This window comes from Methylosoma difficile (assembly GCF_054657615.1).
Genome location: NZ_BAAHYJ010000004.1, coordinates 279,992 through 295,046, shown reverse-complemented (window position 1 = coordinate 295,046; position 15,055 = coordinate 279,992). Strand labels below are relative to the sequence as shown.

Annotated in this window: 15 protein-coding genes and 1 pseudogene; 5 read left to right on the top strand and 11 right to left on the bottom strand. The window is 49.7% G+C overall.

Annotated features, from left to right (window positions below; genetic code table 11):
- Positions 1–72: 72 nt before the first annotated feature.
- A complete protein-coding gene (locus ACYQ1O_RS13050) occupies positions 73–642 on the bottom strand; it encodes a tyrosine-type recombinase/integrase (RefSeq protein WP_459992373.1) in 570 nt (189 codons plus the stop codon).
- Positions 643–659: 17 nt separating this feature from the next.
- Here ACYQ1O_RS13050 and ACYQ1O_RS13045 point away from each other — a divergent pair.
- From ACYQ1O_RS13045 to ACYQ1O_RS13035, 3 genes and pseudogenes are all read left to right on the top strand, one after another.
- Positions 660–808 (top strand): annotated as a pseudogene (locus ACYQ1O_RS13045) (IS256 family transposase); the annotation flags it as partial.
- 229 nt (positions 809–1,037) lie between these two features.
- Entirely contained in the window at positions 1,038–1,412 is a 375-nt protein-coding gene (locus tag ACYQ1O_RS13040) for an MAPEG family protein (RefSeq protein ID WP_459992261.1), read from the top strand.
- 88 nt (positions 1,413–1,500) lie between these two features.
- Entirely contained in the window at positions 1,501–2,202 is a 702-nt protein-coding gene (locus ACYQ1O_RS13035) for a retropepsin-like aspartic protease family protein (protein WP_459992259.1), read from the top strand.
- 179 nt (positions 2,203–2,381) lie between these two features.
- Here ACYQ1O_RS13035 and ACYQ1O_RS13025 read toward each other — a convergent pair whose 3' ends face one another.
- The 7 genes from ACYQ1O_RS13025 to rsxA form a co-directional block, all read right to left on the bottom strand.
- Positions 2,382–2,642, bottom strand: coding sequence for an RnfH family protein (locus tag ACYQ1O_RS13025; protein WP_459992258.1), 261 nt, complete (start codon positions 2,640–2,642; stop codon positions 2,382–2,384).
- A gap of 124 nt (positions 2,643–2,766) precedes the next feature.
- A complete protein-coding gene (locus ACYQ1O_RS13020) occupies positions 2,767–3,450 on the bottom strand; it encodes an electron transport complex subunit E (protein WP_459992257.1) in 684 nt (227 codons plus the stop codon).
- 40 nt (positions 3,451–3,490) lie between these two features.
- Positions 3,491–4,192: an electron transport complex subunit RsxG gene (gene rsxG / locus ACYQ1O_RS13015; RefSeq protein WP_459992256.1), complete on the bottom strand. Its 702-nt coding sequence runs from the start codon at positions 4,190–4,192 to the stop codon at positions 3,491–3,493.
- A 96-nt stretch (positions 4,193–4,288) separates the two neighbouring features.
- A complete protein-coding gene (locus ACYQ1O_RS13010; protein WP_459992254.1) occupies positions 4,289–5,362 on the bottom strand; it encodes an RnfABCDGE type electron transport complex subunit D in 1,074 nt (357 codons plus the stop codon).
- A 114-nt stretch (positions 5,363–5,476) separates the two neighbouring features.
- Positions 5,477–6,970, bottom strand: a complete 1,494-nt coding sequence (gene rsxC / locus ACYQ1O_RS13005) for an electron transport complex subunit RsxC (protein WP_459992253.1) — start codon at positions 6,968–6,970, stop codon at positions 5,477–5,479.
- Positions 6,964–7,518: an RnfABCDGE type electron transport complex subunit B gene (locus ACYQ1O_RS13000; protein ID WP_459992251.1), complete on the bottom strand. Its 555-nt coding sequence runs from the start codon at positions 7,516–7,518 to the stop codon at positions 6,964–6,966. The genes rsxC and ACYQ1O_RS13000 overlap by 7 nt, the downstream gene beginning before the upstream one ends.
- A gap of 227 nt (positions 7,519–7,745) precedes the next feature.
- Entirely contained in the window at positions 7,746–8,327 is a 582-nt protein-coding gene (gene rsxA / locus ACYQ1O_RS12995; RefSeq protein WP_459992249.1) for an electron transport complex subunit RsxA, read from the bottom strand.
- Between the two features lie 335 nt (positions 8,328–8,662).
- Here rsxA and nifL point away from each other — a divergent pair, with 335 nt between their 5' ends.
- Positions 8,663–10,348 (top strand): nitrogen fixation negative regulator NifL, encoded by a 1,686-nt coding sequence (nifL, locus tag ACYQ1O_RS12990; RefSeq protein WP_459992248.1) that lies wholly within the window; start codon positions 8,663–8,665, stop codon positions 10,346–10,348.
- Positions 10,348–11,892, top strand: coding sequence for a nif-specific transcriptional activator NifA (gene nifA, locus ACYQ1O_RS12985; RefSeq protein ID WP_459992247.1), 1,545 nt, complete (start codon positions 10,348–10,350; stop codon positions 11,890–11,892). Before nifL ends, nifA begins: the two co-directional genes overlap by 1 nt.
- A gap of 6 nt (positions 11,893–11,898) precedes the next feature.
- On the opposite strand, the gene ACYQ1O_RS12980 is transcribed toward nifA, so the two are convergent.
- The 3 genes from ACYQ1O_RS12980 to ACYQ1O_RS12970 all read right to left on the bottom strand — a co-directional run bounded on the left by ACYQ1O_RS12980 (position 11,899) and on the right by ACYQ1O_RS12970 (position 14,958).
- Positions 11,899–12,447, bottom strand: coding sequence for a hypothetical protein (locus ACYQ1O_RS12980; protein WP_459992244.1), 549 nt, complete (start codon positions 12,445–12,447; stop codon positions 11,899–11,901).
- Between the two features lie 54 nt (positions 12,448–12,501).
- Positions 12,502–13,878 (bottom strand): tetratricopeptide repeat protein, encoded by a 1,377-nt coding sequence (locus tag ACYQ1O_RS12975; protein WP_459992242.1) that lies wholly within the window; start codon positions 13,876–13,878, stop codon positions 12,502–12,504.
- A gap of 69 nt (positions 13,879–13,947) precedes the next feature.
- On the bottom strand, positions 13,948–14,958 hold the full coding sequence (locus tag ACYQ1O_RS12970; RefSeq protein WP_459992240.1) for an alpha/beta hydrolase: 1,011 nt from the start codon (positions 14,956–14,958) through the stop codon (positions 13,948–13,950).
- Between the last annotated feature and the right edge of the window lie 97 nt (positions 14,959–15,055).

Genomic DNA, 15,055 nt, shown 5'->3' with positions numbered 1-15,055 from the left:
GCGAAGTTTCCACATTCTTTCCAGATTGAAAAAATAAGCTCGATCACAATATCAAATAAACGATTAGAAAAATCAAAGATTCTCAAGCGGATTGAAACGAACAGCCTGATCCAAAAAATCAGGTGCAAAGTGGGCGTAACGCATAGACACGTTTAAGGAAGAATGCCCAAGAATTTGTTGCAAGGTACGGATGTTACCGCCGGACATCATAAAATGGCTGGCGAAGCTATGGCGCAGGACATGGGCAAGCTGACCATCAGGCAAAACAATGCCGGAACGTTTGACCGCTGACCGGAACGCACCATAACAAGATGCAAACCCACCAGACCGCAAGAAATAATAAACCCGTCCAAACAAATCCGCAGAAACCGGCACAAAACGGGATGAACCGTTTTTGGTGTCGGTAAAATAAAAACCGCCGTTCTGAAGCTTGTCCAACGTCAAGCCTTCACACTCAGACCAACGCGCACCGGTCGCCAAAGAAATATCCACGACATGCCTTAAAGAGGGATTGGTAGAATCCTCAATATGCCGATAAAGCAAACGGATTTGGTCTTTCGTCAAAAAGGACAATTCCGTATTTTTTTCTTTCAGCTTGCGGACGTTAAGCAAGGGAAAATCAAAAGCCAACACCTCCAACATCTCCAAATTCTTCAATGAACCGCAGTTCGTTTCCAAGTGATGGGCATTATCAAAATTATTCTATCTAGCACTGATGAATATCAGTAAGAAATGGACGATGCCCGTGCATGAGTGGAAAGCTGCCTTAAATCGGTTTACCATCCTATTTGAAGATAGGACGCTTTAAACCCCGTTTACACAAAACTCAGGACATCCTCGTTCGAGATGGGGGTTGATATTCGTGATTCTTCTTTTAACGTACTTAAATAGTACCAATTTTCGATAGCTACAAAGGCGGGCATGTTTTTTGCGCGCCTTTAAATCGATCCCGCGCCCCTTCTTTCGATTAAAGTTGGGCTATTCAATCAGTACATTGCAACACCGGAGAAAAAATGACGCACCAGCTGATCCTTATAATGGCAATACATGTTGCAATGACTGCGTTTCTTTACGTGTTGCTGACCATTGCACGCGCACCTAAAATTTGGGGCATAGGAAAGCGCCCGGATGGTTCCAATCCTTGGGCAACAATTGAACCCCGCATCAGCGCAAACCTATCCAACCAGTTTGAGTGGCCGGTATCCTTTTATGTAGGCTGTATGCTGCTTATCCAAAGCCATTCGGACAGTTTTGTTGCCGTTATCCTCGCTTGGCTATTCATTGGCGGACGCATTGTCCATAGTCTTGTGCAAATCCTGACAACAAACATCCGGCTTCGCGGTTTGGTTTTTACCATCAACTTTCTTGCCTCGCTAGGGCTTTGGGTTGTTGTCTTGTTGGAAGCAAGTTAGCAATCACATTTGTGAATTTTTACGTTGTAAAAAGGCTAAATGTAGCTATACCTAGCTGGGTTTATTCCCGTGTCATTTTGGTTAGGCTATGTCGAGAAACAGAAGAAATCCCTTTCCCTTCTTAGGTAAGTTGGCCATTTTCGTTTATGCGCTTTATTTATCAGCGCATCTGTTCGATTATTATTACGTTTCAAAAACTTATGAAAAGCTTGATACGCTTGAAAAGCAAATCGTTAAAGCCCTGAACGATAAGTTAAACCCAGCGCCGAATCCGAATACTTTTTTTCCTGACTTAAAGCCCAATCCCGATAACGTGACTGTCGGATCAGGCAGCTTAATCATCAATGCCGATGCACAAGGGCATTTTAGGGGCAATTTCTATATCAACAACGTTCTGATGCCTTGTATTATTGATACGGGGGCAACCACAACAACCATTCCTTTCGAATTTGCCCAAAAGGCTGGTTTGCCAATAGGTCAACTGGATACTATTTGGACAGCCAATGGTAATACCAATGTACAAAAAACACAGATAAGACGAATGCAGTTTGGGAATATCGTCCTAAAGGATGTAAATGCTTATATTGGGTATGCCTTGCCTGTTGTACTGGTGGGCATGAATACACTGAAGCATTTTAAGATTGAAACAAGCAACAATAAAATGACTTTGACGGCAATCAGTGGCAGCAGTGTGCAAGTGGAAGGCATCGAAAATCAGAAACCCACTTGGAAAAAAGACGTGGTTTGTGATGGTAAAGGAGAGAATTGCCGGACGGTTTATAGCAATTGACAATCATTTAAGCCTATTTTAAAAAATTGATTCATATTGATTGGGTGAAATCGAACCAACCGTTGAATGTATCCGTTCAGTATTGTAGAAATGGGTATGTTTATACAATACCAATGTCATCTCGTCTTGAATTTGGTAGCGGTCACTATTGAACTAGAAACTTAAGCACTACCAAACTATTAACGCCTACGCCGCTGCACCGTTTGTGGATCAACCGTAATCGGGCGGTAAATCTCCACGCGGTCACCGTCTTTTACCGGGGTTTCTAAGGTGGCGATTTTGCCGAAAATCCCAACTTTCTGGGTGGCGAGATTAATTTCAGGGTACAGCTTCAACACCCCCGATAACTGGATGGCTTGTTCTACCGTGCTATCGTCCGGCACTTCCAAACGCATCCACAATTGTCTGTCCACTTCTGCGTAACATACACCGACGTTCATAAGGCCTCTATTCATGTAGGGTACGCTGCGCGTACCTTTTAGGTGCTTAAATTGTGTGCTTTTACAAGGTACGCGCAGCGTACCCTACATTTCTGTAGAGACGTTGCATTGCAACGTCTCTACCCTATTCCACCGAAACTGGTACCAAAACTATTGCGGATTTACGCTTTGACATGCTTTGGTCAATCATCCGCTTACCAACAATCAAGAATCCGGTCATGATAAAACCACCTGGCGGCAAAGCCATCAGCAGAAAGCCTTTGTAATTCGGGATAACCGTCACTTCCAAAAAACGGAACGATTCACCTAGTAACAACGACGCATTGGCGAACAACGTGCCTGCCGAGCTGATTTCCCGCGCCGCGCCCAAGGCCACCAGCACCAGCAAAAAACCCATGCCCATCATAAAACCATCCCAAAGGGCTTCTTTCACAGGTTGCTTGGAAGCAAAGGCTTCGGCACGACCCAGTAATGCGCAGTTGGTGACGATCAGAGCGATGAACAAACCCAATACCTTATAAAGTTCATGCGCCCAAGCGTTCATCAGAATATCAACCAGCGTCACCAGGGCGGCAATCAGCAAGACAAAAATCGGGATGCGAATTTCGCTGGGGATTAAATGGCGAGCTAAGGAAATTAAACCGTTAGAGGCGGTGATAACCACCAAGGTCGCCAAGCCCATACCCAAGCCGTTGGTCGCTGTACCTGTCACGGCAAGCAAAGGGCATAAGGCCAAGTTTTGCCCAAACACGATGTTATTGTTCCAAATGCCATCGGCGGCGATTTTGCGGTAGGTTTCGGATAACATGGTTAACTCCTTAGTTGTCGGAGTGAAAAAACATGTTTTTTCACTCCTTTATTAATTCTGCCTGATACGCCTTAAACAACTGCAAGCCCCGATAAATCGCCTGCACCGATTTGCGCGGCGTAATCGTCGCCCCTGCGAACTGGTCAAACTCGCCGCCGTCTTTTTTGACTGTCCATTGTGCAGGCGTTAAGTTCTCCAGCGATTTGCCAACAAAATCTAAAATCCAGTTCGATTTGGCGACTTCAATTTTATCGCCCAAGCCAGGTGTTTCTTTATGGCTTAACACCCGCACGCCTAAAATATTACCGTCACGGTCAACGCCCATAATCATATTAATTGCGCCGGAATAACCATCAGGAGCGGTGAATTTGAAACACACGGCGGTGACTAGGCCAGCTTTTTTGGCGAGATAGACGGTGGTTTCATCGGCGGCGATGTTGTATTCGGCAGACGCAATGGTGCGTGTGTCTTGCAGCATATCGTTATCATGCAATTCGGCTGGCACAACTTCCGCCAAGGAGTTTTGTAAATCTTCCGCCAAGCGTTGTTGGATAGTGCCTTCGGTGCTGCAATTGGTCACGCCGAGCAAGACACTGGCGATGAGTGCGAAACCTGCCAAAATGCCTGTTTGGAACTGCAACTTTGGGCGCAATCTGGCGAGATTAGCAGGGTCTAGCCAGCGTTTTAGCCAGTCCAGATAATTGGCTGCTTGGGATCTTATGGTTTCACTGTCAAATTTCATGGTACACATCAAAGTAGGATGGGCTGAACGAAGGGAAGCCCATCGTTGGTTTATAGATTTCGATGGGCTTCCTTACGTCAGCCCATCCTACGACAATTACGGTTTCGGAATTTCCAACGGTTTCCCTTTTCGGTCACGCCCATAAATCCGAGGTTTGATGTAATAATCAATCAACGGGGTTGCCGAATTCATCAACAACACCGCAAAACCCGCACCTTCGGGATACGCGCCCCAGGTTCTGATAACGAAAATCAACAAGCCACAGCCCGCGCCAAACACTAATTGTCCCGTTGGCGTATTCGGCGAGGTGACGTAATCGGTGGCGATAAAAAATGCCACGCACAAAATCGCGCCGGAATTCAGGTACAAAAACGGGCTGACATAATGGTCGCTATCCAATAAATAGAACACGCTGGACAACAGCAACACAGTTCCCAGCAAAGACACGGGGATTTGCCATTGGATGATGTTTTGCCGGATCAACCACACGCCGCCCAAGCCCATCAACACCGAAGACGTTTCACCCAAACTGCCACGTGTCCAGCCGATGAAATTCAGCGTTGGCGAATAATCTTTCAGAATCTCCGGCAAGATGCGGTGTTGCGAGAATTCAGTTTTGATATAGCCCAGCGTGGTCGCGCCTGTGTAAGCATCCAAGTTTTGCAAACCAGATAAAGTGATATGTAAACCTTCAATAATCCCCGGTGAATCACCGAAAAACAACGGTGAAACATTCGCCCATGTGGTCATTTCAATCGGGAAAGAAATCAACAGCGCCACCCGCGCCAACATTGCCGGATTGAACAGGTTTTGCCCCAAGCCGCCATAGACTTGCTTGCCTAAAATGATGGCGATACCCGACCCGACCACGCCTATCCACCAGGGTGCCCAAGGCGGCAAGGTGATCGCCACCAAACAGCCCGTGAGCAAGGCCGAACCGTCCATAATGACGGGCTTGGTTGGGCGGCCTTTGAGGCGTATGCAGAACGCTTCAAACAAAATGGCTGATGTGACGGTGATGATGAACAAAAATATCGCGGGCCAACCGAACAACCACAGGCCAAAGGCTGTGGCGGGTGTTAAGGCCAACACCACACGCCACATGATTTGGCTGACGCTTAAATTCGCGCCGACATGCGCGCCGCTGGCGGGTTTGTGGTGGCTAATCATTTGATACCTCAACAGGCATGAGGCTATTGCGTAGGTGCGGATTTATCCGCACAGTAGCCCAAAAATACATGCGAATGAATTCGCACCTACCCCATATCAACGCCTGTTTAATCGTCATACCACCTCCTGTTCCGCTTTCAAACGCTCGCGTTCTTTCTTCGCGGCAATCCGTGCTTCCTCTTCCAAACGCTGTTGTTCGGCGATCCTATCCAAACGCACTTGCCGAGCTTCCATCAATTTTTTGGTCTGTTCGGATTTATGCTGTGCTTGTTGCCGCGCCGCGACTTCTCCGGACGCATATTTGAAATACTGCACTAGCGGAATATTCGATGGACAGATATACGAGCAACAGCCGCAACTGATGCAATCTTTCAAGCCAATATCGACTGCCGCATCGAGTTGGTTCGCTTTGATATTGTTCGCCATATCCAAAGGCCGCAAACCTGCCGGACACACGGTTACGCAACTGGCGCAACGTATGCAAGGCTGTTCGTCGGTGCTTTTTAGTTCGCTTTGCGTCAAAGCCAACACACCGCTGGTCGCTTTCACGGTCGGCAAACCCGTGTGTGGCAAGGAATCGCCCATCATCGGCCCGCCCATGACGATACGGGCGATTTGCGTCAAATCAACCTCGCAGAACGCGAACACTTCCGAAATTAGCGTACCCAATGGCACTTCGACATTCATTGGATTGCCGACCGCACCGCCAGATACGGTAATGACACGACTGACCAGCGGCTGACCGTGGCGTATCGCATTATGGGTTGCGTAAGCCGTGCCGACGTTGTGGATGGTCACGCCAATTTCTGACGAACGGCAACCGACTGGGACTTCGCGGCCTGTGACATAGCGTATCAACTGCCTATCCCAGCCCATTGGGTAACGGGTGGGGATTTGTATGACGTTGATTTCGGGGAAATGCCGCGCCGCTGCCGCCATCGCATAAAAGGCGTTGGGTTTGTTGTCTTCAATCGCCACCACGGCATGATACGAGACCATCCCACGCAACATCAAACGCACACCGTCGATAATCTGCTCGCTACGTTCCTGCATTTGCCTATCGTCGCAGCTTAAGTAGGGTTCACATTCCGCGCCGTTGATAATCAAAGTGTCGATATGGTTTTCACGCCCCATGTTCAGCTTAACGGCGGTTGGAAAAGTCGCGCCGCCCAAACCGACAATACCTGCCGCACCAACGCGCAAACTAATATCTTCGGGAGTCAGTTGAAACGGATCGCCCATTTCCGGTGTTTTTACCCATTCATCTTTACCATCGGTTTCCAACACAATCATGCGAATGGGCAAAGCAGATGGATGGGGGGCGGGGTAATCGTTGACATCGACAATCACGCCAGAACTAGGTGCGTGGACAGGCGCGGAAATCATGCCTTGGCTGTAAGCGAGCAATTGGCCTTTCAACACCGTTTCGCCAACGCGGATCAACGGCTCGGCGGGTTTGCCAACGTGTTGTTGCAGCGGTATGTACAGTTTTTTCGGCAAAGGAAAATCAGTGACGATGGCTTGCGTCGCGGTGCTGGATTTGCGCTCTTCTGCATGGACACCGCCACGGATGCGCGGCGGTTTTAACCAATCTAATACACTTAACATGGCATCCCCTCCGCGACCGGAACGCGCGGTTTTGCCCAACGCCAATTCCGCAAAGTGACTTCAATCGGGTGCATTTGCAGGCATTCGGTCGGGCAGACCTCCACGCAACGTTTGCAGGCGATACAAGCATCGGCAACGACGGCGTGGATTTGTTTGGGTGCGCCGACGATGGCATCGGTGGGGCAAACTTTAAAGCAGCGCGTGCAGCCTGTGCAGGTGGCTTCGCTAACGCGGGCGACCAAGGCTTCAGGTTCTTGCACGTCTTTTAAATCTAAATCCAAGCCTAAGAGCATAGCGATTTGTTCGGCTAAGGCACTGCCGCCGGGTGGGCATAAAGTCGCGGGGGCTTTGCCTTCCACCAAGGCTTCCACCGCCGGACGGCAACCCGGAAATCCGCATTGTCCACATTGTGAACCCGGCATCAGGGCTTCGATTTCATCGACAATGGGACTGGATTCTACTTTGAGATATTTCCCGGCAATACCCAGCAACAAGCCTAATGACAAGCCTAATCCGGTCAAACTGATGATTGCGTAGAAAACGTACATGGTTTTTTCTCAGCCCTTGTTTATTCAATTCGTAGGATGGGCTGACGTAAGGAAGCCCACCAATCCAGACCTATAGGATGTGCCGATGATAGGAGGCGCATCTGTCGAGCCACGCGAACGATGCGCTTCGTACCTCAGCACATCCTATTAATCGTTTAATCGTTCCCACGCCGGAGCATGGGAACGATTTTATGCACGGAATCCAAAACATGTTTTGGACTCCAAATTTATTTACTAGAAAGCCCCGCAAAGCCCATAAACGCCAGCGACAATATCCCCGCAGTGATAAACGCTATCGGTGTTCCGGCAAACAAAACAGGCACCGCCATTAACGCCAAACGTTCACGCAAGCCTGCAAATAGCACCATTACCAAAGTAAAACCTACCGCCGAGCCAAAGCCAAAAATCAGGCTTTGCATAAAACCGTATTTTTCCTGCACGTTCAATAAAGCCACACCCAGCACTGCGCAGTTGGTGGTAATCAGCGGCAGGAAGATGCCTAAAATTTGGTACAGCACGGGTGAGGTTTTATGCACGACCATTTCGGTAAACTGCACGACAGCGGCAATCACCAAAATAAACGCCAAGATGCGTAAAAATTCGATATGCAACGGCGCGAGGATGAAATGCTCCAATAGCCAACTGGTCGCTGCTGCCAAGCTCAGTACAAAGGTGGTGGCAAGCCCCATGCTTAAGGCCGAGTCTAGCTTTTTCGACACCCCCATAAACGGGCAAAGGCCGAGGAATTTCACCAGCACCACGTTGTTGACCAAGGCGGTGCCTAGTAACAGCAACAGATATTCACTCACGATTGTTTTCCTGACAAAGGCTAGGGCTTTGCTTGGCTTGAGCAGTAACTATGCCAATTGGCAAAAGCGCGTCAGTGCTGGCTTGGCGGCAAAAATGCGGCGCTTGGGGCTGTGGTGAATCAGACAGCCAAGCTAAATCGGCAAAAGTTTTTGTAGGAAACCCGACAAAATATCGACAAAGCCGTTAGCATGTAGGGGCGATTTTCCGCGCCTGCTTTCGGCAAACCATCGTCAATACAGCATTTTTCGCCGACGTAACGAGGATTTTGCCGCTGGCGTTAATTTTGCATAGCCCATTACATAGCGATGATCCCACCCATTCCTCAGGCCGTGATATGAAAAAATCTTCCCTGCAATTCTTACAAGAACACACCGCAATGGTGACTATGATGGATGAACTGGCTCCTACAGTTTTTGGCGGCACAGGGCTTGGACAAGGCCCAATGCCTTACCACCTGTTTGTGGAAACGGTTGAGCAAGTGCCTATCGCCATTTCCATTACCGACAAAAAAGCCAAAATCCTCTACGTTAATCAAGAGTTTGTTAAGGTTACGGGTTATCAGCCGGAAGATATTTTGGGCGAGAACGAATCGGTATTGTCCGACAAGCGCACGCCCCGTGCCGTCTATTACGATTTATGGCATACCATCCGCAACAAAAAAGTCTGGCGCGGCACTCTGTGCAATCGCCATAAGGAAGGCCGCCGTTATATCGCCGATTTGACTATCGCGCCGATGCTCGACGAGGAAGGTACGATTACCCACTACATCGGAATGCACCGCGACATCACCCAAGCCCACGAAGCCGACCAGCGCGTCATCAACCAGAAGTTATTGATTGAATCGGTCATCAATTCTTCACCCATGGCGATGGTGGTGGTGGATGATGAAGATAAAGTCATACTCGACAACCACAATTACAAAACACTGGTCAGTGATCTCGACAAAGGCGAACCCGCCGCTTATTTTTTGCAGCTATTACGGGAAGAAATGGGCGAAGAATGGGCGCAATTGCAAAGCCACGAGCAAGGTTTCAACAACCGCGAATTCCGCATCGAAGGCAAACCAGGCCGCAGGGCGCGTTGGTTTTCTTGCGCGGGCAATTGGTTTAAGGAAAAGGAAGCCCACGCCGATGCCTTTTTCGACAACACCGCCAAACCCTATTTAGTGTTGACCATCACTGACATCACCCGGCAACGGCGGCAAATGGAAGAGCTGCACATCCAAACCCTGAAAACCATCATGTCTGAAGATGAACGGGTGCGCGGCATTCGGGAAACGCTGTTGGGTGCCATCCACCAAATCCACATGCCGATGAACCAGATCAAGGCGGCGGAACAAATCCTCAAACACAAAAACGACGCCAATACCGCAGGCCTGCTGCAAATCCTGCAACAAATCCAGCAGTCCGGCGAAGAAGCCATCGCCACCATGCAAAACTGTGTGCCTGAGGTGTCGCAATCCACCTTGGTTGCAGTCAATCTCAACCAAATTTTGCACGAAGTATTGTTGCTCAATGACCAACGCATTTGGAGCCAAGGCATTGACGTGCATTGGCGACCTTTGGCAGAACTGCCCAATATTTTGGGTTCGGAAAACCGCTTGCGGGTGTTGTTCAACCAACTGCTGGACAACGCCATCGACGCCGTCGGCGATTCGTTAACGGGCGAGCATCGTATCCGCATCAGCACCGATGCCGATAGCGAATTGCTTTACGTCAGCATTGAAGATTCTGGACCAGGCATTCCGGAAGAAAAACGTAGCCGCGTATTCGAACCGTTTTACACCACCCGCGCTAACAGCGGGCAAAAAGCAGGTATGGGCTTGGTGATTGCTAAAGAAATTGTCACGCAACATCATGGTTTTATTGATATTGACCCTAATTTTGACCCAGGTTGCCGAATTAAAATTAGTTTTCCCTTATTGCGCGATGTCGGTAGTAATCAATTTATCATTCGCGAAAACAGCCGTTATCAGCCCATCAATGCCAGTAATAAACAGGCCTTGGAAGGGGGCGGCTGATGCGCGATAGAACCGAACTGATCGAAGCGGAACTGGACACGCTCTACCTGATTAGCCAAGTGCTGAACAGCACCCACGACTTGCACACCAAATTGCAAGCGGTGCTGGAAGTGTTGCACAAACGCTCAGGGATGCGTTCCGGCATGATTACCCTGAAAGAAATCGAAAACGACAGCCTGATTGTCAGCGCCGTACACGCCAATGCCGACAGCCAATTAAAGCAGCCGATTCGCTACCATCCCGGCGAAGGCGTGATGGGCGCAATTTTGGACGCAGGCAGTACCATTGTCGTGGAAAAAGTGTCTGAAGAGCCACGCTTTTTGGGGCGTATGGGCTTGTATGATCCCGAATTGCCGTTTATCGGTTCGCCCATTTACATCGAACAAGGCGACACCATCGGCGTGTTGGCAGCGCAACCCGACGACAACTTGTTTCTTGGCGAACGTGCGCGGTTTTTGGAAATGATTGCCAACTTGATCGCGCAAAGCGTGAAAATGCTGCGCGTTATCGAACGTAAACAACGGCATTTGCAAAGCGAGCGCGACCAGCTTAAACAGGCATTAATCAAAAATTACCGCTTTGAAAACATCATCGGGCATTCCGCGCCGATGCTGAAAGTCTTCGAAACTATCCGCCAAGTCGCCAAATGGAATACGACCGTACTCATTCGCGGCGAATCCGGCACCGGTAAAGAAGTCGTCGCCAACGCCATCCACTTTAATTCCGGTTGCGCCAGCGGGCCATTTTTAAAACTCAACTGCGCGGCTTTGCCGGACACCTTGCTGGAATCGGAATTGTTCGGGCATGAAAAAGGCGCGTTCAGCGGCGCAATCAACCAACGCAAAGGCCGTTTTGAACTGGCGAATAATGGCACGTTGTTTTTGGACGAAATCGGCGAAATCTCCGCGTCGTTCCAAGCCAAATTGTTGCGGGTGTTGCAAGAAGGCGAATTTGAACGCGTTGGCGGCACGCAAACCATCAAAGTTAACGTCCGCATCATTGCCGCGACTAACCGCAATCTCGAAGAAGAAGTGACCGAAGGCAAATTCCGCGAGGATTTGTATTACCGCCTCAACGTCATGCCCATCACCATGCCGCCGTTACGCGACCGTAGCGAAGACATCCCGGCGTTATCAGAATTTTTGCTAGCCCGCATTTCCGAACAACAAGGCGGCAGGCCTTTGGAAATTAAAGAAAGCGCGATCCGCATCCTGATGAAACACGACTGGCCCGGCAACGTCCGCGAATTGGCAAACTGTCTGGAACGCGCCGCCATTATGAGTCCAAACGGCAGCATAGACCGCGATGTGATGGTCAACACGGGTTTGGAAAGCGTCGTTTCCCAAGCTGGACTCATCAGCAAACCACAAAAACTGCAATCGGTGGATTTTAGCGATGAAAATTTAGATGACCGCGAACGGGTGATTGCCGCTTTAGAACAAAGCGGTTGGGTGCAAGCCAAAGCCGCCAGATTGTTGAATATGACACCACGGCAAATCGCTTATCGGATAGCGACTTTAGACATTACGATGAAGCAGATTTAGGGTGTGTCACCACCATTGCCAAATGGCAGATTGCTTGCTGAGGTTTTGGAAAGCACTGTAGTCAAGGGAGGGATGTTCTTCGTCGTGCTTAAAGCCGACAAGCTGTTTGGCGCATTCCAGTGGGATTTCAAAATACCCATCAACATCTTCTGATGCGGCCTGATTTTTTTCACAAGCAGCGACGATGGACGGGTAAAAAGCTGGCGTATCGCCTTCGACAACCAGATGGCGGAGGCTGGTTTCGCCGGCGTGTTCTATTCGCCAGACCCGCTTGCCGTTGCACCAGTGTTCCGACGACGCGTACATGACATGTTCTTCAATCGAACAGGCGACCACTTCGCAATCCAAGGAAAGCGTGGCAAGCAAACGGGCTTGGATGATGCGGTGGTCGCAACCTTTGCCAACAACCAGCAGCCAGTGATCGGGCAATGGCTGCATTGCCGTTGCGGTGTGGGCGTATTCGACGGATTGGTGGGTGTTTTTTAGCGATAGCCTTGTCAACAGCGTGTCTTCAGACAGTCCACGGCAACTTAACCAAGATAATGAATAGCCCACAATAAATCCTTAATTTTCATAGTATTGTCGCTATTATAGGTGGGAAAGCCTTGCTTAGGAAAGTGAAGGATTCAAAAACCTTGCCAATAATTCGGCTTTGACGAAATTCATCACGGTTTGCCAATCTTCGGGCGTGGTTTGCTTAAACAGTTGCATTGTCGGGTACCACGGACTGGTGGTGCGGTTAAGCAGCCAACGCCAGTCGGCATTAAAGGGCAACAATAGCCAAGTCGGCTTGCCCAGCGCGGCAGCCAGGTGGGCGACGGACGTATCGACGCTAACTACCAAATCCAAACACGCGATTAACGCGGCGGTGTCAGTAAAGTCATGTAAATGTCCGCCAACTTGACGGATTGTTGTATTTGCCGCCAAAACGCCTTGGTCGTCCGGGCGGACTTGTTTTTGTAAGCTGATAAATTCGATTTCCGGGCAAAGCAAAGCTGTCATGGCTTTAAGCGCCATCGAGCGGTGAAGGTCATTTTTATGCAGGCTGCCGCCCGACCAGACCAGCCCCACGCGCGGGCGCGTTGGCTTGCCGAGTTTTTCCTGCCAATCGGCCTGCTTATCGGCATGGCTGTACAAATAGGGAATGGCTGCCGGAATGCTGCCTAAGCGGGTGTTAAAAGCCAAGGGCAGGCTCATCAATGGGCAGTGGTAGTCAAAATCGGGCAGCGGGTCGTTTTTGCCAAGCAATTGCTTAACCCCTGCCAAGTTTGCCAATAGGGTTTTCAGCTCCGGTTGCACCTGTAAAATCACTTTTGCCCCCAAACCTGCCACCCATTGCGCGTAACGGCAAAACTGCAAGGTATCCCCCAAACCTTGTTCCGCGTGCAGCAAAATGGTTTTGTTGACCAGTTCGGCATCACCTTGCCATAAGGGTTGGCTATAGGCCGGTACGGGCATGTCGCCTAAGGCTTGGCTTTGCCAGCGCCATTCATACAAAGGCCAGCCTTGGGCGAAATCGCCCAATTTTAAGTAGCAAATACTTAAATTTAAGCGTGCGTCGATGTAATCAGGATTAAGCGCCAAGACTTGTTCGTAACTCAGCCGTGCTTCTTCGTGCCGCCCCAAGGTCGTTAAGAGAATGGCGCGGTTGTAATGGGCGTCGGGGTGTTGGTTTTCTAAGGCGATGGCTTGCCCGTAACTGTCCAGCGCTTCGTCGTAGCGTTTAAGCGCGCGTAAGGCCACGCCACGGTTGGAGTAAAACGCCGCATTGGCGTGGATGGCAAGCGCTTGGTTAATTAAGCTGACCGCTTGTTCCGATTGGTTTTTTTGATGGGCCAGTACGCCCAACAAATGCAGCGCCCCTGCATTGTTGGGGTCTGCTTGTAAAATCTGCCGGTATTGCTGTTCTGCTGCATCCAACAAACCTTGTTTATGCAGGGCTAATGCTTGTTGGACGTGGTCTTCGGCGGTTTGCGGGGTGGGCATTGGTTGACCATTGTTTTAAAAAGCCTTTGTTAAAAGTTATTGTGGTCATTTTGTCAGAAATTGGCTTTATTAAAAATACGCCATCAGCCAGTGGCCCATTTTTGCGTAAAGCGGCATTTCAGTGACCAGAATATTGTGGTGGTTAGCTTTGGGAACACTGATCCACATTTTGTTGGGGTTTTGAAATGCGGCAAATAGCTGGCTGCCACGTTTAAGGGTAATCAAGGGATCGTCTTCGCCGTGGATAACTAAAACAGGTTGGGTTATCTGGCTTGCCCATTGTTCTGGTTGTACCTGATACAAATCTGCACCGCCACGGTACTGGGTCAAGGGAGCTAAGATGCCGACAAAGGCTTGTGAAAGCAAGGGTGGCAAACCTTGCAGCTGGTCAGCAATGACATCGGGCAAGCTATTAAAACTGGAGACAATAATCAGCGCGCGCCATTGCTGGGGCGAATCCTTAACGGAACGAATCGCAAACGCCCCACCCATTGATAGCCCCCAAAGGGCTGCTGGCGCATCTGGTTCGTTGAAATAACGGCGGGCATCATTCAATACTTGCACAGGCAATGCGCTCTCGGTAGTTTGTGTGGCAAAGTGCAACTGTTTAAGGGGGCTGTCGCCGTGTGCGGGCAGGTCTGGAATGACGCATTTGAATCCGGCTGCAACAAAGCGTTCGGCAACCGGCAATAAATCTTCCTTTCGCCCATTTCGACCGTGCAACAAGACTAAAATACCGCGTGTTTCACCGTAGGAAAGCACTTTGCTGCCCATTGATGTTAACTGTTGGCGCAACAATGTGCCGCGTTTGCCGGGAGCGGAATGGGCATCGGGTGCAACCATCAGGCACGGTACGCGCCCGTTGCCGCACTCTGTACGGCTCAGCAACATACCGTGCGCCTGTGGCTGCAATAACCAATCTTGATGATAGGTTTGCAATGGTCGGCGCGTTGGTTGGGCCAATTGCCCCGCGCTATACCAAGCAATTGCCAGGATCAATATGACTGCGAGCAATAACGCGGCTAAACTGTATTGCAGTAATGTTTTAAGCTGAGCCGTCACGGAAGGGCTAGTCTTCATGTTAGTTTTTGCCAGCGGCAGTATAAAGAAGTGATGCCGTTTTACCATAAAGCCAACATCGATTATAGGTTCTTACCGCAGATGGCCTTGACCTTTA

What these genes read in the sequence shown, in the direction of transcription:
- nifA (WP_459992247.1), top strand. Translation starts at nt 10,348, where the DNA reads ATGCGCGATAGAACCGAACTGATCGAAGCGGAACTGGACACGCTCTAC.
- ACYQ1O_RS13040 (WP_459992261.1), top strand. Translation starts at nt 1,038, where the DNA reads ATGGCAATACATGTTGCAATGACTGCGTTTCTTTACGTGTTGCTGACC.
- ACYQ1O_RS13025 (WP_459992258.1), bottom strand. Translation starts at nt 2,642, where the DNA reads ATGAACGTCGGTGTATGTTACGCAGAAGTGGACAGACAATTGTGGATG.
- rsxG (WP_459992256.1), bottom strand. Translation starts at nt 4,192, where the DNA reads ATGAAATTTGACAGTGAAACCATAAGATCCCAAGCAGCCAATTATCTG.
- ACYQ1O_RS13000 (WP_459992251.1), bottom strand. Translation starts at nt 7,518, where the DNA reads ATGTACGTTTTCTACGCAATCATCAGTTTGACCGGATTAGGCTTGTCA.
- ACYQ1O_RS13010 (WP_459992254.1), bottom strand. Translation starts at nt 5,362, where the DNA reads ATGATTAGCCACCACAAACCCGCCAGCGGCGCGCATGTCGGCGCGAAT.
- ACYQ1O_RS13035 (WP_459992259.1), top strand. Translation starts at nt 1,501, where the DNA reads ATGTCGAGAAACAGAAGAAATCCCTTTCCCTTCTTAGGTAAGTTGGCC.
- nifL (WP_459992248.1), top strand. Translation starts at nt 8,663, where the DNA reads ATGAAAAAATCTTCCCTGCAATTCTTACAAGAACACACCGCAATGGTG.
- ACYQ1O_RS12970 (WP_459992240.1), bottom strand. Translation starts at nt 14,958, where the DNA reads ATGAAGACTAGCCCTTCCGTGACGGCTCAGCTTAAAACATTACTGCAA.
- rsxC (WP_459992253.1), bottom strand. Translation starts at nt 6,970, where the DNA reads ATGTTAAGTGTATTAGATTGGTTAAAACCGCCGCGCATCCGTGGCGGT.
- ACYQ1O_RS13050 (WP_459992373.1), bottom strand. Translation starts at nt 642, where the DNA reads ATGTTGGAGGTGTTGGCTTTTGATTTTCCCTTGCTTAACGTCCGCAAG.
- ACYQ1O_RS12975 (WP_459992242.1), bottom strand. Translation starts at nt 13,878, where the DNA reads ATGCCCACCCCGCAAACCGCCGAAGACCACGTCCAACAAGCATTAGCC.
- ACYQ1O_RS13020 (WP_459992257.1), bottom strand. Translation starts at nt 3,450, where the DNA reads ATGTTATCCGAAACCTACCGCAAAATCGCCGCCGATGGCATTTGGAAC.